The sequence below is a fragment of the Paenibacillus dakarensis genome, assembly GCF_001373415.1.
GTDB lineage: Bacteria > Bacillota > Bacilli > Paenibacillales > Paenibacillaceae > Paenibacillus_AQ > Paenibacillus_AQ dakarensis.
Genome location: NZ_CDSE01000098.1, coordinates 33,710 through 51,326 on the forward strand (window position 1 = coordinate 33,710; position 17,617 = coordinate 51,326).

The 17,617-nt window shown below is 47.0% G+C and carries 17 protein-coding genes; 5 read left to right on the forward strand and 12 right to left on the reverse strand.

What is annotated here, in order from left to right; genetic code table 11:
- Positions 1-28: 28 nt before the first annotated feature.
- The 3 genes from queG to BN1234_RS21150 all read right to left on the reverse strand — a co-directional run bounded on the left by queG (position 29) and on the right by BN1234_RS21150 (position 3,118).
- Complete coding sequence (gene queG, locus BN1234_RS22970) at positions 29-1,858, reverse strand: tRNA epoxyqueuosine(34) reductase QueG (RefSeq protein ID WP_054958617.1); 1,830 nt, start codon at positions 1,856-1,858, stop codon at positions 29-31.
- A 38-nt stretch (positions 1,859-1,896) separates the two neighbouring features.
- Positions 1,897-2,499: a signal peptidase I gene (lepB, locus tag BN1234_RS21145; RefSeq protein WP_054958618.1), complete on the reverse strand. Its 603-nt coding sequence runs from the start codon at positions 2,497-2,499 to the stop codon at positions 1,897-1,899.
- A 193-nt stretch (positions 2,500-2,692) separates the two neighbouring features.
- Entirely contained in the window at positions 2,693-3,118 is a 426-nt protein-coding gene (locus BN1234_RS21150) for a GNAT family N-acetyltransferase (protein WP_054958650.1), read from the reverse strand.
- A gap of 479 nt (positions 3,119-3,597) precedes the next feature.
- Between BN1234_RS21150 and BN1234_RS21155 the strand changes: the two genes are divergently transcribed.
- On the forward strand, positions 3,598-4,206 hold the full coding sequence (locus BN1234_RS21155) for a superoxide dismutase (RefSeq protein ID WP_054958619.1): 609 nt from the start codon (positions 3,598-3,600) through the stop codon (positions 4,204-4,206).
- Positions 4,207-4,269: 63 nt separating this feature from the next.
- Here BN1234_RS21155 and mutY read toward each other — a convergent pair whose 3' ends face one another.
- The 5 genes from mutY to BN1234_RS21180 all read right to left on the reverse strand — a co-directional run bounded on the left by mutY (position 4,270) and on the right by BN1234_RS21180 (position 9,410).
- Positions 4,270-5,478 carry an A/G-specific adenine glycosylase gene (mutY, locus tag BN1234_RS21160; protein ID WP_054958620.1) on the reverse strand — a complete coding sequence of 403 codons (1,209 nt, stop codon included), beginning with the start codon at positions 5,476-5,478 and terminating at the stop codon, positions 4,270-4,272.
- A 45-nt stretch (positions 5,479-5,523) separates the two neighbouring features.
- Complete coding sequence (gene acpS, locus BN1234_RS21165) at positions 5,524-5,916, reverse strand: holo-ACP synthase (protein ID WP_054958621.1); 393 nt, start codon at positions 5,914-5,916, stop codon at positions 5,524-5,526.
- A gap of 169 nt (positions 5,917-6,085) precedes the next feature.
- Positions 6,086-6,895, reverse strand: coding sequence for an NAD(+) synthase (nadE, locus tag BN1234_RS21170; RefSeq protein ID WP_054958622.1), 810 nt, complete (start codon positions 6,893-6,895; stop codon positions 6,086-6,088).
- Between the two features lie 100 nt (positions 6,896-6,995).
- On the reverse strand, positions 6,996-7,430 hold the full coding sequence (locus tag BN1234_RS21175; RefSeq protein ID WP_054958623.1) for a BrxA/BrxB family bacilliredoxin: 435 nt from the start codon (positions 7,428-7,430) through the stop codon (positions 6,996-6,998).
- A gap of 297 nt (positions 7,431-7,727) precedes the next feature.
- A complete protein-coding gene (locus BN1234_RS21180) occupies positions 7,728-9,410 on the reverse strand; it encodes a two-component system sensor histidine kinase NtrB (RefSeq protein ID WP_054958624.1) in 1,683 nt (560 codons plus the stop codon).
- A gap of 201 nt (positions 9,411-9,611) precedes the next feature.
- Here BN1234_RS21180 and BN1234_RS21185 point away from each other — a divergent pair, with 201 nt between their 5' ends.
- Positions 9,612-10,889 carry a BaiN/RdsA family NAD(P)/FAD-dependent oxidoreductase gene (locus BN1234_RS21185; RefSeq protein WP_054958625.1) on the forward strand — a complete coding sequence of 426 codons (1,278 nt, stop codon included), beginning with the start codon at positions 9,612-9,614 and terminating at the stop codon, positions 10,887-10,889.
- Positions 10,890-10,971: 82 nt separating this feature from the next.
- Here the strand turns inward: BN1234_RS21185 and BN1234_RS21190 are convergent, their stop codons facing one another.
- On the reverse strand, positions 10,972-12,216 hold the full coding sequence (locus BN1234_RS21190) for an ABC transporter permease (protein WP_054958626.1): 1,245 nt from the start codon (positions 12,214-12,216) through the stop codon (positions 10,972-10,974).
- A complete protein-coding gene (locus BN1234_RS21195) occupies positions 12,213-12,935 on the reverse strand; it encodes an ABC transporter ATP-binding protein (protein WP_054958627.1) in 723 nt (240 codons plus the stop codon). The genes BN1234_RS21190 and BN1234_RS21195 overlap by 4 nt, the downstream gene beginning before the upstream one ends.
- A gap of 244 nt (positions 12,936-13,179) precedes the next feature.
- Here BN1234_RS21195 and BN1234_RS21200 point away from each other — a divergent pair, with 244 nt between their 5' ends.
- On the forward strand, positions 13,180-13,647 hold the full coding sequence (locus tag BN1234_RS21200) for a MarR family winged helix-turn-helix transcriptional regulator (protein ID WP_054958628.1): 468 nt from the start codon (positions 13,180-13,182) through the stop codon (positions 13,645-13,647).
- A gap of 149 nt (positions 13,648-13,796) precedes the next feature.
- On the opposite strand, the gene BN1234_RS21205 is transcribed toward BN1234_RS21200, so the two are convergent.
- On the reverse strand, positions 13,797-15,320 hold the full coding sequence (locus tag BN1234_RS21205) for an MDR family MFS transporter (protein WP_054958629.1): 1,524 nt from the start codon (positions 15,318-15,320) through the stop codon (positions 13,797-13,799).
- Positions 15,321-15,557: 237 nt separating this feature from the next.
- Between BN1234_RS21205 and BN1234_RS21210 the strand changes: the two genes are divergently transcribed.
- Entirely contained in the window at positions 15,558-16,541 is a 984-nt protein-coding gene (locus BN1234_RS21210; RefSeq protein ID WP_054958630.1) for an alpha/beta hydrolase, read from the forward strand.
- Between the two features lie 92 nt (positions 16,542-16,633).
- On the opposite strand, the gene BN1234_RS21215 is transcribed toward BN1234_RS21210, so the two are convergent.
- Positions 16,634-16,939, reverse strand: a complete 306-nt coding sequence (locus BN1234_RS21215; RefSeq protein WP_054958631.1) for a hypothetical protein — start codon at positions 16,937-16,939, stop codon at positions 16,634-16,636.
- A gap of 188 nt (positions 16,940-17,127) precedes the next feature.
- On the opposite strand from BN1234_RS21215, the gene msrC reads away from it, so the two are divergent.
- Positions 17,128-17,607: a free L-methionine (R)-S-oxide reductase MsrC gene (msrC, locus tag BN1234_RS21220; RefSeq protein WP_054958632.1), complete on the forward strand. Its 480-nt coding sequence runs from the start codon at positions 17,128-17,130 to the stop codon at positions 17,605-17,607.
- Positions 17,608-17,617: the final 10 nt, after the last annotated feature.

A 17,617-nucleotide genomic window follows, 5' to 3' on the forward strand; every position in this document is an offset into this window, starting at 1 on the left:
CTTTTCCGGTCATTCAGCCTCCGGATGATTAAAGCCCTTTTCGATCGGGCAAAGCCCCTTCCAGCGCTAACAAGGTACGCTTGTTTTCCAAGCCTCCGCCATAACCTATAAGTGTTCCATCCATTCCGAGCACACGATGGCAAGGAACGATAATCGGAACCGGGTTTTTATTATTGGCGCCTCCGACAGCCCTAACAGCCTTCGGCCGTCCAATGGCTTCAGCTATATCTTTATATGAACGGATCACACCATAAGGAATTTTCTTCAGTGCTTCCCATACCTGCAATTGAAACGGAGTCCCCCGCAGATCAATCGGCAGGTCAAACTCCTTGAGTGTTCCTTCAAAATACTGCTGGAGTTGGGATGCGGCATCCGCAAGGCGCTGTTCGTTATGCTCATACCCAGCTCCACCTGCATAGGTGCGAGACCATTGCTGGAGGACAGCCTCTTTCACTGTAAAAGCTCCGAACTCGATTAAGCATATGCCTAAATCCGTTGCCACAACCGTTAACGTTCCAATCGGTGTCTGTATCTCATCAAAATATAGAACATCTGTTATTGTTTCAGCTTCCTTACGGGTATCACTTATCGGCGTAGTTAGCTCCGCTTCAGGCTCTGTCTGTTCTACGGCAACAGCATCCGGAGTAACCTTTGCTGCTTCCGCCTGATTACTGTCTTGCTCTTTACTTTCCGGTTTCCACTTATCCAAAACCTGTTTAAGCATACGGCGTGCCGTCTCATCTCGTTCTGTTTTCATACCTTTTTCTAAGCTGCTCAAAGCTTCTTCGCCTCCAATGCGACCCAAAGCCCATGCGGCAGTTCCCCGCAGCTCGGGACGCGGATCTTTCAGCAGCACCTCGCTAAGCTTCGGTACCGCCGAAGCGTCTTTAAAGTTACCAAGGGCAATCACGGCATTCCGCTGGATCGGTTTTCTTCCCCGCCATGCTGCCGCTGTATCACCAAATGTCTCCTTAAATTCACGGTTGCTCATATCAAGAATCGGTAGAAGAAGTGGCTTCGCCTTCTCTGGGTCCGGTTGTAGCTCTTCATGATGTGTCCAGTTCAGGCCTTTATTTTTCGGACAAACGATTTGACAAGTATCACAGCCATACAGCCGGTTGCCAATTTTACGCATCAGTTCTTCGTCTAATAAACCCTTCGTTTGGGTTAGATAGGATACGCAGCGCTGCGCGTTAAGCTGCCCGGGGCCCACAAGAGCATCCGTAGGACAAGCATCAATACATTTTGTACATTCTCCGCAATCCTCCGTTACCGGAGAATCCGGTGGAAAAGGAATATTGGTAACCATCTCACCAAGGTAAATCCAAGAGCCGTATTTCGGTGAAATAATCGAACAGTTCTTACCGCTGAATCCGATTCCTGCCCGCTGTGAGACAGCTCTGTCCACCAAAGCTCCGGTATCCACCATACTGTCCAGAACCGCATCTGGAACACGCTCCCGGATGAATGCCTCCAGTCTAGACATGGCATCTCTCAGGGCATGGTGGTAATCCTGTCCCCAAGCCGATCTTGCCATAATTCCCCGGTATTTACCCGGCACGGATTTAGGCGGATTGCTCATCTTGGACGGATAAGCAACGGCAATCGCAATGATGGAAGCCGGGTTAGCTCCGGGTAGCGCAGGGGTCACCCTTTTATCCAGATCAGACTCCTCGAAACCCGATTCATAACCCAAATCGCGATGCTGCTGCAAAATGGACTTCAAAGAAACAAAAGGATCTGCTGAAGCAAATCCAATGTCGTCAATTCCCAGGCTGGGGGCAGCCTGCTTCAATTCCGCCTTCAGCTCTTCCCAAACAGAGGGCGAAGGAGCATAAGCTCCATGTTGTGAAGTCATCTCCAGCGCCTCCTTTCTTCGCTTCGGGCTTAATGACCCTATAACCCCTTAATTTTAGATAACGGCCACAGAATAAACTCTGCTCGACCTACAATATCCGATTCCTGAACACTGCCAAACTCCCGGCTATCCTTACTCTTCCGAATATGACGATTATCTCCCATGACAAAATAATGGCCTTCCTCTATTGAAACCGGCGCAAAATCAGGATCTTCTATTGGAACATCTGTATATGGCTCATTCTGTACCTTGCCATTTACATACAGCAGGTGACCCTTTACCTCAACGGTATCACCTGGCAAACCTATAATTCTTTTCACAAGAAACCCCTTCTTGTCCGGTCCATTGCTCGGGTCCTTGAGTACCACTACATCGCCTCGGTCCGGGTCAGCAAACCGGTATACCAATTTATTAATAAATAGCCTCTCGGACTCCTCCAGAGTCGGCTCCATCGATTCCCCTTTAACCATAGACAGATTAAAGACAAACATATTAAGAAGAACCATGATACAAAATGCGATCGCAATCGTCTTCACCCAATCCCATAGCTCCGTTGCCCAACTGCTCTTCACGGCTGCTGTCTCTTGGGGATTCGCTGCATCTCCGTTCTCGCTCGGATCCGGAGAAGTGAATTTTCCCATGCTACACCTTCTTTACTCCCAGGTTAGCCTCCGGAAGAGGCCCGCTATCTAAATGGTACATTAATAGAAAAGCATATCTTTCTCCCATTTGCAACGGTCGAAAGATATGCCTCATATAAGAATAAATGTCGTTTCCCGGTTCAAAGCGCATATATGGAATATGTCCTGAACCAAGTTTAATCTGTTCTAAACACTACGGCTGTGCGACAATACTCAGCTTCTGGAATGATGTAAGGATTCTGTTAGCACCATATCCCATCGCTTCATAAAGCGGCATCGCAGCAGCATTATGTTCATCTCCGGCAACAAGAATCCGACTGACCTTGCGGGATTGAAACCGCTGCTCCATCGCTCCGATCAATGCCTTTCCAATACCTTGTCTGCGGTAATCCGGATGGATTGCAATACGGTAATAGCATCCGTGATTCCGTTCAATAGTCCCAATTAAGGCACCGACAATTTGACCATCCTCTTCTGCCACCATAATCAAGTCAGAGTCCCAGGCCAGCTGTCTTGAGAAAGGTTCAATCGTGTTTTCGTAGCATTCTTCCGACAAAGCAATCTGTAATAGCTCAGTTACTTGGTTACAGTCACTCAACTGAAAGGAACGAACATGCATCTCAAAATCTCCCTTTTCGTTAGCATGATGCGGTTTACGCGGCTTACAATATTCGTATTCCGTTGATGCAAACCTAACAATTATAATTACTACAAAAATAGCGAAAATCCTGCTTTCTTGTCCATTAAACCACATTTTCCTCCGGAATTCACGAGTTTTCTTATGTAAGCGCTTTATATAAAACGATTACATTTTGGGCTATGGTTACTCTTCCAACTATTTGTTAAAAACAAGTGTTGAGACTGTTAACTTCGGGTAGAAAAGAACTTCACAAGTGCCAATTAACAACATCCAATCATTATAACTGGAATAGCTTTACAAAGGATAAAGACTTTTCAAACATAAAAGTTGATTTAATCCCTAGGAAAGGTTTAATATATGAAGAGTAAGTGGTTTACATATTATCTTTACAGATGATAAAGGCTTCCATCAGGCAGCCCTTATTCATAAAATAAAAATTTACAGGAGGTACTATCATTATGGCATTTCAATTACCACCGCTTCCATACGCAAACAACGCACTCGAGCCTCACATCGACGCAATGACGATGGAGATTCACCATGACCGTCACCATAACACTTATGTTACCAATTTGAATGCAGCGCTTGAAAACGCTCCTGAACTGCAAAACAAATCCCTGGAAGAGCTGATCGGCAACCTTGACGCTGTTCCAGAAAGCATCCGTACTGCTGTTCGCAACAACGGCGGCGGACACGCTAACCACTCCCTCTTCTGGGAAGTTATCGGACCAAATGGCGGCGGTGCTCCTACTGGCGCTCTGGCAGAAGCGATTGACAGCGAGCTTGGCGGCTTCGACAAGTTCAAAGAAGATTTCACTAAAGCAGCTACTACCCGCTTCGGCAGCGGCTGGGCATGGCTCGTGCTGAAAGACGGCAAACTCGCTATAACCAGCACGCCTAACCAAGACAGCCCGATCATGGAAGGTCAAACTCCTCTCCTCGGTCTGGACGTTTGGGAGCATGCTTACTACCTGAAATATCAAAACAAACGCCCTGATTACATCGCAGCTTTCTGGAATGTTGTAAACTGGGAAGAAGTTGGCAAGCGTTACGAAAACGCGAAATAATTTCGCTCATATATTAAAGAAGAGCCCTCAGGATATCCCATCCCGAGGGCTTCTTTTTGTCTTCTATTCGGATGTAAAATATTGATTCAGTATTCGAAGGAATACATTCGGAAATGCATAAAAAGCCATATCGCTCTGGCTGATCCAGCGATACTGAGGCTCTGAGCTGTTCGCAGTCCCGGCTTCAACGTCAATGTTTCCCTCTACGGTATCCTTGTAAACCGCAGCGTAGGCAGCGGCACTTTCAGCCGCCTGAAGGCTGCCTGCGCTAATATCCCGCCACTGACAGCGAAATACCCGCATATTCCAGTGAATATGGCTGAATGTATGTTCAGCATCCATCAAATGACCAACCGGCCTGATTGGGATGCCTTCCGTCTTCAATTCTCCGGCAAGCCTGTCCATTGCAGCTTCATCAGGCAGGGAAATCGGGGCTGTCTCTTTACCTTGAGAGAGTGATATGTGGGGCAGCTCCCACATGCCTGCTAGTAAGCCTGTTGAAGGCCGCTTCCGGATAAGCACCTTGCCGTTATATTCGCCTGTCCCTTCCACCAGAGCAGCCACCCGGTATTCGGGACGGGGGGGCTTAGCCTTAGTTTTAATTGGAAGGGATTCTTCTTTTCCTTCCAGACGCGCTGCACAATGCTCCATTACCGGGCAAGTAAGACACTTCGGTGATTTAGGCGTACATACAAGTGCGCCCAGCTCCATAAGCCCTTGATTGAAATCAGAAGCCCTTCCTTCCGGGATTAACCGGACAACCAGATCCTCCATATGAGCCCGGGTACTGCCCTTCATAATATCCTCTTCAATCAAGAAGTAACGGGACAGCACGCGCATAACATTCCCATCCACTGCCGGAGCAGGGATATTAAAGGCAATGCTGCGGATCGCTCCGGCTGTATAGGGACCTACGCCCTTCAGCCCGAATACTTCCTCCTTGCCGCTCGGCATGATTCCGCCGTACTGCTCTTTTACCTGCCGGGCAGCATGCTGGAGATTACGGGCCCGTGAATAATAACCAAGCCCTTCCCAGCATTTAAGCACTTCATCCTCCGGTGCATCAGCCAGCGCCTCTACTGTAGGGAACTTCTCAATAAAACGGTTAAAATAGGGAATCACCGTATCCACCCGTGTCTGCTGCAGCATGATTTCTGATATCCAGATATAATACGGATTACGATGGCGTCTCCATGGCAAATCCCGCTTGCTGCGCCCATACCAATCCAGCAGCTCCCGGCTGAAATAACGCTGCTGCTCTATATTGTTCATAATGATATAATCTCCTTTTTAATGCCCCTTACTCCAGACTTATACCTATAGCTTCTCAACTACCGAAAAAGCCGAAGCCAGCTCTGTCTGATGAGAAATCGTCAGATGCACGACATATTGTTCTGGTTCGTTGATCCCTAAACGGCTCCACGCTGATTGCGATAATGTAACTACCGGCTTCCCCCGGTTGTCCGGAAGGATTTCAATGTCCCAGAAACCGATCATGCCTCCGATCCCGCAGCCAAAGGCTTTGCTTACAGCCTCTTTGGCGGCAAAGCGCCCGGCAACGAACTCAAGCCGTCTTGCGCCCTTGTTTCCAGCTAAAACAAGCTCTGCTCTGGTGAGCACACGATCCATGAACTTCTGCCCATGTGGCCCTTCTAATAACAAAGCAACGCGCTTGATTTCAAGCACGTCATGTCCGATCCCGTAAATCACTCTCAGCGCTCCCTTCTGCTATCAACCAATCCGCTCAATACGCATGCATACTTACTTATTGTATCAGCCGATGAAAGTATGTGCGAGAGCCAACCTATATTTATCTTATCAGCTTGCACAAAAAAAAGCCCCGGAACAATTAATTCCGGAGCGAACATGATGAAATCAATCAGATTCCAGGGATCATGTTACGTTTATGCGCTGATCTACGGTAATAGTTCTCCAGCTTCTCGCGAACCTGAGGGTCAATTTCTTTTCCTTCCAGGTAATCACTGTTATCTTCATAGCTGATACCGAGTTCCTTCTCGTCCGTCTGTCCTTCCCAAAGGCCTGCTGTAGGAGCCTTATCCAGAATGGACTGCGGTACACCCAGGTAGGAGCCAAGCTGACGAACCTGGCGTTTGTTCAGTGTGCTAAGCGGCGTAATGTCCACTGCTCCATCACCCCATTTGGTATAGAAGCCTGTAATTGCTTCTGAAGCATGGTCCGTACCTACAACAAGCAGCTTCTGTTCAAACGCCAAAGCATACTGAATGACCATCCGTGTTCTGGCCTTTACATTCCCTTTACCGGGGATGCTAATGTGCTGGTGTACACCGATATTTTTTAATCCGTGCTCTACCTCCAGCGCAATCTCATTAACTGCATCTTCAATATTTGTTTCCACTGTATATTTCAGATCGAACGCCTTCGCTGTTTCATAGCTGTGCTCGATATCCGATTGTGTTCCGTAAGGCTGAAACACTCCAAGCGTCTTGTACTCTTTCCCAAGCTCCTCAGTCAACTCGTCGGTAGCCCGTTTGCACAAGCCAGCCGCTACAGCACTGTCCAGTCCACCGCTGATAGCAATTAACAAGCCGGAAGTACCGGAATCCTTCACGTACGATTTCAAAAAGTCGACCCGTTTCCTTACTTCCTGTTCTACATTTATGGACGGTTTCACACCCAATTCGGCAATGATTTGTTCTTGTAAGCTCATGTTTCAGGACTCCTTTCATAATGAACAGTAGGATGCAGCAAAGGCCCCGAGGCTTCGGAAAATGCCGAATGCTCCGGGGCCTAATGGATTACGAGCGAACTTAACGGCAGTAACGGTCAAATGCCTCAGTAAGATCCGTGGCAATTTCTTCAGCAGACCGATTCTCTACTTGATGCCGTTCGATAAAATGAACCAGTTCTCCATCCTTCATCAGGGCGATTGAAGGGGATGACGGCGGATATGGCGCAAAATACTCACGAGCTTTCGCTGTGGCTTCCTTATCCTGTCCGGCAAATACCGTAAACAAATGATCCGGTGTTACTTCATGCTGCAGCGCATGGGCTACTCCAGGACGAGCTTGACCAGCTGCACATCCACAGACCGAATTAATAACAACAAGTGCTGTTCCCTTCGCTGTCGGCAGATGTTCCTCTACCTCTTCTGGTGTTTTCAATTCCTGAATTCTCAGACTTGTCAGTTCATCCCTCATCGGTTGAACCATATCACGCATATATCGATCAAAAGACATACCCACTTCTGCTCTCACTCCTTATATAAACAGCTTGTTAAATATAATAACAGCTTTTGCTATTTTATATTATACAATCCCTTAGAATGAAAGCAAGACAAAGGAGGGCGGATTCCTTAAGGAATTCCGCCCTGCTGAATATCTGATAATTCGTTTCTAAGTGGAAGGATGGTTGATACCATCGAGCTTTTTGTCATGAATCGGTTCATTCTGTCGCTGCTTGTTCCCCTGCTTTTGCTGATCCTGCTGTTTGGAATCATTCTTGCTCATACTATCGCCTCCTTTACCAGAATTCTCACCTTATTATGGCTTCGGTAAAGGATCTTTATCCCTGCGTAACCCCGGAAATGAAATGGTAAACGTAGTGCCGACTCCCTCTTCTGATTGGACTGAAATCTCCCCCTGATGTCGCTGTACAATGCTCATACATAGGGCAAGCCCAAGGCCTGTTCCCTTGCTCTTCGTCGTAAAAAAAGGCTCAAACAAACGATCCAGCTTCTCTTTTGGAATCCCGGGCCCTGTATCACTTACGCAAAGCTCCACCACATCATCAACCCTGCGGGTTTCTATGGTCAGAACTCCCTTATCATCCATTGCCTCCATCGCGTTACGGCACAAGTTCAGAATAAGCTGCTTAATTTCATTAGAGTTCAAGTCCATGCGCGGAACATAGCTGTCGAGTCTCAAGTCAATGCTTTGACCCCGGAGATTGGCATCTGCCCATAGAAGCGGCCCTAGCTCATGGATGATGTCATGGATATGACATCGCTCTTTTTCCACAATCCTGTTCTGCGCTAAAGACAAGAAATCACTAATTATTCCGTTAGCCCGGTCTAATTCATCCATTACAATCCGGTAATAATGATCCAGCGTATCCGGACTCTTCTCTTTCATGAGTTGAAGAAAACCACGGATTACAGCCATAGGATTGCGGATCTCATGCGTAATGCTGGCAGCCATCTGTCCGACCATACTTAAGCGATCAAAGTTAATAAGCTCACTCTTAAGATTCTCTTTCTCCGTAATATCCTGGACGATGGTCACAACACCATCAATATGCTGAGTTCGCGGATTAACTAAGGGAAAGGTTCCAGCCAGAAAGGTCATTGTTCCTTCCCGAATCACTTCAAAGCCGGATTGGGTACCTCTAAGCGCCTGAGTGATAAGCTGGTTCAAAACTTCCGGAATTCCTGTTCCTTTAAAAGCCTCATAAAACGTTCGACCAATCAGATGCCCACTGGCAAAGTGAGGATAGGATTGCTTATAATATGAGGCCAAATGCTCATTCATCATAATAATGGTTCCCCTGCGATCTATTACAGACATTCCTAGAGGGATTACTTCCAAAAGCTGCTTCAATACGTTGTTTTCAGAACTGTTATCCTGAAAAAGTTCAGGGAACAATCGCCGATGCGTCTTTTCAATAAAATAAATAAGAAGCACTCCATTAAAAATGTACAGAAGAACATACAGCAGCGTTATCACGATCATCTCGGTATGACTCACAGAATCGATGACCTTACCCTCGAACAAGGATGAGGCTAGGATAATAATTAATGCTGGAATAAGTCCTAACCATAGGCATCCGATTTTCTCCATCACGCTGCTGTGTTTAAATCGATGAGATAGAAAGAACATAAGCGGATACAATGGGAGTCCTGTCTGAAGAAAGATTCCTGATAAGGAAAATTCATTAATAAATACATGACAACCTATGTAAAGAAGTGACAACAGTAAACCTGACGCTCTTGTACCATATAAAATTCCTGCAAACAACGGCAGTATCCCCATGTCAATTGGAATCACTTCAAATAATGAGGTCGATAAGCCGAAGCACAGCAGAATACTGACCGCACTCGTCATGATAACAAGGCTTTGATGATCTTCCCTATCACTATGCGGCTTACTAAAGAGCAGCGGAATCTGAAAGGTGAATATTCCGGACAGCATAATCTGCAGAAATACGTCTTTAAATGCATTTAACACAGCGTTATACCACCTCTTAGACCACTATTTATTGATAATTTTGATTAAATCACAGGCGACATTTGATTACAATACTTGGAAGCAGACAGATCGAATTGATTCCTTGCAGCTTTCGTTCTTCCGGATAAGTTGGGATATGACCAAAATGTGTTTATAATAGAAGTCGAATGCGTGAATTCCCCAAAGGAGCTATGAGTAAACATGTCACATTATGATGTTATTGTTATAGGTGGAGGACCTTCCGGACTTATGGCTTGTGTAGCCGCCGGCGAGCGGGGTGCTTCTGTTCTGCTGATTGATAAGGGAGACAAGCTTGGACGCAAGCTGGGGATTTCCGGCGGCGGCCGGTGCAATGTAACCAATGCCAAAGATACCGATGCACTCATTGAACATATACCGGGAAACGGCCGTTTTTTATATAGTGCATTTCAGCACTGGAATAATCGGGATATTATGACCTTTTTCGAAGGGCTCGGAATCCCTTTGAAAGAAGAAGACAACGGACGAATGTTCCCGGTCTCTGATAAAGCATCAAGCGTAGTCAACGCTCTTGTAAGCAAGGTTAAAGAGCTGGGCACAGATATTAAGACGAATAGTCCGGTAGAGCGTATTCTTTATCAGGACGGACAAGCTGCCGGTGTAGAACTGAAATCCGGAAAAACATATAAATCCCATTGTGTTATTATCGCAACAGGCGGTCAATCCGTTCCACAGACCGGATCAACGGGAGATGGATACCCTTGGGCAGTAGCAGCAGGCCATACGATAACCGAGCTGTACCCAACAGAGGTGCCTATTGTATCTACTGAACCCTGGATTGCCTCCAAAGAGCTGCAGGGATTATCTCTTAGAGATGTCGAGTTATCGGTCTGGAATCCGAAAGGCAAAAGAGTTATTGCTCACAGGGGAGATATGCTCTTTACTCACTTCGGTGTTTCCGGTCCAATCGCTCTGCGGTGCAGCCAGTTTATCAGGCAGGTTCAGCGCAAGTTTGATACGGTGAATGTGGACATGGCCATCGACCTGTTTCCTGATCTCTCCCTTGGCCAAGTGGAGTCCGCCTTTAAAGAACGACTGGAGCAGGAGCCTAAAAAAGCCGTTAAGAATGCAATTAAAGGATGGATTCCCGAAAGGATGATCCCTCTTCTGCTCTCCACAGCTGATCTTGATGGTGATACGGTCTGCAGCGGCATATCCAAAACGTCCGTTAATGCATTTGCCTCAACCTTAAAGAAATTCCTCTTCCGTGCCTGCGGAACACGTTCTTTAAAAGAAGCTTTCGTAACCGGGGGCGGAGTGAACCTGAAAGAAATTCAGCCTAAAACGATGGAATCCAAATTGATGCAGGGACTTTTCTTTTGCGGTGAAGTTCTGGATATCCACGGTTATACAGGAGGCTACAATATTACAGCTGCTTTCTCAACCGGATACACGGCCGGCAAGCATGCAGCCGAAGCTGCCTCCTTGTTTCGGAACTGATGTCCCTGTCGATCCGTAAATAAAAAACGCGCCTGACTTCCTATTATGGATGGGAAGCAGGCGCGTTTCGTTTGTTTTACCGTTAATTTTTCCGTTGAGTCGGCCATGAGAAAAACACCGGAACCAATCTGACACTCGCGAATGTCAGCACGAGCGCAGCCGCTGCACCCATCCAGCCTGACCATAATGACAAGCTTACAGCAAGTGAGAGGATAAACGCCGGAGGTATCATTAAGGTTCGAACGGCCAGGATTCCGGCATTTTTTTGCTGCACTTCCGTAAATGGAAGCACGAAGGCGAACTCGTCTTCTGCAAAACTGTTCCAGCGCAGGTACAGCAGATAAGCCAGCAGAAACATGAGAGCAGTGAACGCAATCAGCTTAATGATCAGGGGCGGAAGCAGTACGGCCAGAACAGCAGCGCCAGAAAACTGTATATAGAGCATTATTTGTTCAGGGTCCCGAAGAAAGGATTTAACCCCTGCTCCGGCAAATCGCTTCTCCGGGCTGCTTGAACGATAGATCCGCCGGGACTTTCGGAATATCCATATCCTGCTCCTTGTACGGGGCGGCTTACCGACTGCTTGAACAAGCAGCTTATCTGTAAGCCACATCTTTATCTGCGCATCTTCCCTCACATCGGCCATAAAGCTGCCCTTCATGGAAAGTCGAACCCGAATAAGTACAAAAAGGACAACGAACATAGTCAACCATACGGCAGCCACAGCCGCCGGTTTATTGGTGAGTACCTGAATCATGAGCAGATACAAGAACAGTGACGCAGCTCGAATGATTAAGGCAAATATCCATCTGCGGAATCCTGAGCGTGTAACCCGTATGTGATGCAGCAGAAGATTGGTGCACCATGCAGTTCCGGAGGCGAACAGCATCCAAGCCGTTATGGTCCAGGCATTAAGTTGAAATCCCCTGTACATAAAGGGAAGGGCGAGCAGCAAAAACAGAATTCCCCTTAGGGATGTACCGATTATGCTGTAAGCGATCCCTCTCCCCATCACACCTCTCATCCAGCGGGGGTGCTGTCTAAGAAAAAGAACATCTCCTTCTTCTATAAATAACAGGATCCTGCCCGAGAACATCATTAATAAAAGAACAGCGGCAGCTTGAGGCGGCAGCCAATCGACCCACGCCGGAAGGGCTCTGGTCCACATATCCCTGTACATTCCCCCGCCAATCAGGAGAAATGGGATAATAATATACAGCATAACCGTCCAATCAGCCACCGATTTCAAGACCGAAAATTGATGTTTCCAGTAGCTAAACAGCCGCCGTCTAAAAAGCTGACCCGGATTATGTATTCGGCCTCTCATGTCAGAGCATCAAAGCAATCGAAGAGTGATGCATCCGGCAGCCCGGCGGAGCTGCGGATATCTGCTAAACTTCCTTGGGCAGCTACACGGCCGCCGGAAATGAGCACGAAGGAATCACAGATTTTCTCAGCGGTGTCCAACACATGCGTAGACATTAATATTCCGGCCCCCCGCTGCCGCTCCTGATCCAGGAGTGTCAGGAAATCCTTCGTTGCCCGCGGGTCTAAACCGATAAACGGCTCGTCCACAATATATACATCCGGCTCGGATAAGAACCCGATCATAAGCATCATCTTTTGCTTCATTCCCTTCGAGAAGCCGCCGGGCAGATGATCACGTACCTGCTCCATGCCGAACTTCTGAAGCAGGAGATCTGCCTGTTCCTTGAAACGCTTATCCTCCATACCAAACGCTGCCGCCGCCAGATCGAGATGCTCCCAAAGTGTAAGATGATCATAAAACATCGGCTGCTCCGGTACGTAAGCATATCTTGGCGGATCACCCGCGATTTTCACAGTGGACTTAGCGTCCTTAAGCAGCCCCATGACGGTTTTGATGGTTGTGCTTTTGCCGGCTCCGTTCGGACCAATGAGACCGAGAAGCTCCCCTTCAGCAACGTGAAAATGAACATCGTGAATACGCGGCTTGCCCGGTTCATAACCGGCTTCTTTAATAGCTACCTCCAGTACTAACGAACGAGGAGTTGTGCTGTATTCCATCACCGAATTTCCTCCTGTCATTTTTATATAATCTACTCATTATCATGAAAACATTTCTATTCAATACGCAGAGAAGGGAGGTTCGTTACGTTACTGGAAAAAAATAAAGCAAGTCCTTTTTATTTTTAAATACTAAAAAAGAGTCTAATTGTGATAAATCACATGTTTCTACTATCAAAATTAGAGTAACCTATACTCAAGTAGTCTGAAAATCTATGGCATGACCAAAAAGGCGGGAAGAAGCATGATTTTGTCACATGAACGCGATACACAGTTGTCATTGCACCTATATCGGGTTTTTGCCAAATCATTTAAGAGCGTAAGTGAACATGCTATAGCTGGAAGCAAGATCGAAGGATTTAATCCTACAGCTTTTGCAGTTATGGAAGTTCTATATTACAAAGGGCCTCAACCCATTCAACAAATTGGTGCCAAACTGCTGCTGCAGAGCGGTAATGTTACGTATGTTATCGACAAACTTGAAAGCAAGGGATACCTCCTACGCAGACCGTGTCCAAAGGACCGGAGAGTGATTTATGCTGAGCTTACTCCTGAAGGAGAAGCACTGATGAATGAGCATTACCCGCAATATGCGGAACGGATTCACTTTGCCCTCAGCGGATTGTCGGAGGAGGAGAAAGATCAGATGATCCATCTTCTGAAAAGACTTGGCAAGCAGGCTGAAAAGCTTTCGCCGTTAATGCGAAAGTGAAAAAATGCACAATTCACATCGAGGAAATTGACTCTTGCCGGATTCTGTCCTGCGGACTCCAAGACCCTCGGTTGCAGTATGAAGCAAAGCAGATATAAATAGGCCGATCCGTACCCTCTTGGCAGAAGTGGTATGGACCGGCCTATTCTCTATGCTTCTGAAATTGAATTACGTACTTTCAAGGCCTCATCTTCAGGCATCGGCGGGCGATTGTTAAACCTTGCAACAATCACAAAGCATATCAGCGCTATGACTGCCATCAATATAAACAAGGAATTGAGGCTGCTCTCCAGCACCTGCTTCAGCAGTCCGCCGGACTCTGCTGGCAGATTTACTTCACCATGCGGTGAAAGCAGCTTGTTAATATCATCGCTGCTGATTTCCGATCCGGCAGGCTCAGCTGCGATTCGTCTTGCTATCCCGCTGTTAAGCCAGGTTCCGAACACCGCTACACCCACGGTCTGCCCCAGGCTGCGAATGAATGTATTCAGTGCTGTGGAAGCTCCGCGCAATTCATAATTGACTGAGGACTGGGCGATGATGGAGAATAAAGTCGATATATAACCAAAGCCCAGGCCGTACACAAAAGTATAGACCAGAAGCAGCACAAGCGGAGTCCCTTCATGTGTGAAGGCAAGCCCTGCAGCACCGGCTGCCAGCCCTATAACACCGAGCAGCGCCGTCTTGCGCGAGCCTGTCTTCATAATCAACCTTCCGCTCGCAACCGACCCAAACAACCAGCCGATGGACATCGGTGCGAGTGTCAAGCCGGATAGTGTTGCGTTCCCGCCTCTTACACCTTGAATCCAAAGCGGCAGATACGTAGTCAGTCCAATCAGCAGTGCGCTGACCAACAGATTCGCAATCGTGGACACCGATATATCCCGGATGCGGAAAAGCTTGAGGGGCACCATCGGTTCCTTCGCCTTCGCTTCCGCAAAAATGAAGGCAGCTAACAGAATGATAGACGCGGTAAGAATGCTTACCATCAGTGGTGAAGTCCAAGAATAAGCTTGTCCTCCGGCTGCTAATGCAAACAGCAGCAGTGTCATACCGACCGTAAATAATCCGGCCCCGGCGAAATCGATGCTCACGCGGCGCGGCTCTCTCTTCTCATGGAGGTAACGGTAGATCAGCCAGATGGAAACAAGGCCAAACGGCACATTAAATCCAAAGATCCAGCGCCAGGATAATTGATCTACGAAATATCCGCCGAGCAGCGGCCCTACCAATGAAGATATTCCCCACACGGAACTAAGCATACCCTGAACCTTGCCGCGTTCCTCCAATTTATAAATATCTCCAATAATCGTAAAGGTTACTGGAATTACTGCACCTGCACCAATCCCCTGTATTGCCCTGAATACAATGAGCTGAGTCATATTTTGAGAAAATCCGCACATCATTGACCCAAGAAGAAACAGTATGGAACCATACAAGAATACAGGCTTCCGCCCATATAAATCACTGATTTTGCCAAAAATCGGAGTAGTCACGGCCATCGTGAGCAAATAGGAGGTGAAAATCCAGCTCATCAGGCTGACACTCCCAAAGCTGCCGATGATCGCAGGACCTGCCGGCCCAACGACCGTGCCTTCAATCGCGGCTAAAAAAGTCGACAGCAATATGCCGGCTAAAATAAAATTTCGTTTCGTTTGATTTAAACTGGTCACCCGTAAATCCCCTCTTCTTAAAGCATTCTGATTCGATCTGATCCCTGCGTGTTTAAAAATGGTTGACTTGTCCTGAACCTTTTAGGTGATACTACAATGGCAAATAAAACGGATATACAAATTACTGATAAGTCAACGGGGCAGTTGCTTCTATATTGAGCCACGCGGCATGTTCCCGTCAATATGGGACCCCTCCACCCCGCTGACTGAACACAAGGAAAAGGAGGAGCATTCTTGATGTATATTGTGTTCATTTCGGTGTTAGTGTTGGCCATTCTCGCAGCGGGTATTACCCAGTTCGGATACCTGCAGATCACACAAATGAGGGTCAAGAATGACCTCAGTCTGTTTTCCATATTGGAAGGCCTCGGGTTATACAGTCACGAGCGGTATGAAGCATTGTCCAAAAAGGAAATTGAGCTCACAAGCATGGATGGACTAAAGCTGAGTGGCGCTGCAGTTGAAACTTATCCTGATTCCAAACGATGGATCATCATTGTCCACGGCTATACAGGCTCCAGAGCTGTCTCCACTCAGTTCATCGATATGTTTACAGAAGAAGGATATAATATTCTGCTTATCGATCAACGTCGCCATGGTCGCAGCGAAGGACGCTATACAACGTATGGCTATTATGAGAAATACGATATTCAGACATGGGTGAATTGGATTGTAGAACATTACGGGGATGATACCGAAATCGGTCTTCACGGCCAATCCCTCGGCGGTGGAACTGTTCTGGAGTACCTCTCCATTGCTGCTCCGCAAGTCAAGCTTGTTATTGCCGACTGCCCTTATTCTGATCTGGCGGATTTGATGAAACATCAAATAACGAAGCTGAACAAAATTCCTTCGGTCCCTTTTTTCGGCTGGGTCAATAACCGTATACGTAAAAAGTGCGGATTCAGCTTCGAACAGGTAAGCCCCATTCGTGCCGTAAGGGAAAGTCATCTGCCGGTCATGTTCATCCACGGAACGAACGACACCTATGTCCCAACCCGAATGAGCAAAGAAATGTATGAGGCTAAGCCGGGCCCCAAAAAACTTGTGCTCATCGAAGGAGCTATTCACGCCAACGCTTATCATGTCGGTACCGAACAATACCGTGAAGCGACCCGCTCATTTCTGCATGAATACATTGGCGCGCCGATCAAGATGAATGCCTTCATTGAACCAACCCGAATTGAATTTTTCCAGGATAACTCCCTTGAAACCATATAGCGCATAAGAAATAGCCCTCAAAGAGAGATGAAAGACTCTTCGGGGCTATTATTGGTTTTGGACTCTTGTCCATAGTCATTTTACATATTTCTTCAGGCTGACGTGTCCACTTTCCTACGAGGCACGGGCTTCAGTACTTCTTTACTAAGCGCCTTGAGCTTTTTTTGAATTTCTTTAAATTCTTCAATGCCTGCACCTGTAATACTATATCCATCACCATGTGACGTTAAAAAATTCTCCTCCGTTAACCGCTCCAGCTCTTGCTTGACCTCACGGTCAGCAACCTTATACCCATGACGTTCCAGCTCAGCCTGCATTTCGCTGATTTTCAGATCCCGCTCATGGGCGTGATAGAGCATATGGATGCCAATAAACAAGTTTTGTATGTCTGCGCGCATTCCGATCTCTCCCCTCTTCAGGCAGCGGCCTGGTATCAATATCTATTTACCCAAGCAGCTAGCTTTGGAATCATTGTTCCAGTTAGTCGGAGTGGGAAAGAAAGGCCCCGGAGGCTTGACGTCTCCCAGGGCATGTACTATCTTTAATAAATTAACAAACATATTTACATTAAAGAGGTGAAGCGCAGATGTTTCATAATATCACTTATGAGGGAACCCGCAGCGAGCAATTCTCCCAGGTACTTAATCAACTAAAAGCGCTTATCCATGATGAGCCAAATGCCATAGCCAATCTTGCAAATGCATCTTCTCTGCTCAATCATTTTATGAAGGATATCAATTGGGTCGGCTTCTACCTTTATGACGGAAATGAGCTTGTGCTCGGCCCGTTTCAAGGCCTCCCGGCTTGTATCCGCATTCCATTGAATCGGGGTGTATGCGGAACTTCCGCAGCTGAGCTTCAGACTCTGGTTGTTAAAGATGTACATGAGTTCCCTGGCCATATTGCCTGTGATGCCGCCTCAAATAGCGAAATTGTTGTGCCCTTATTGAAGGACGGACAGCTGTATGGTGTACTGGATATCGACAGTCCGTTAAAGAACCGTTTTGATCAGGAAGAGCGTCAATTTCTTGAGCAATTTGTTCATATATTAGAAGGACAATTATAATTTTCAAAGA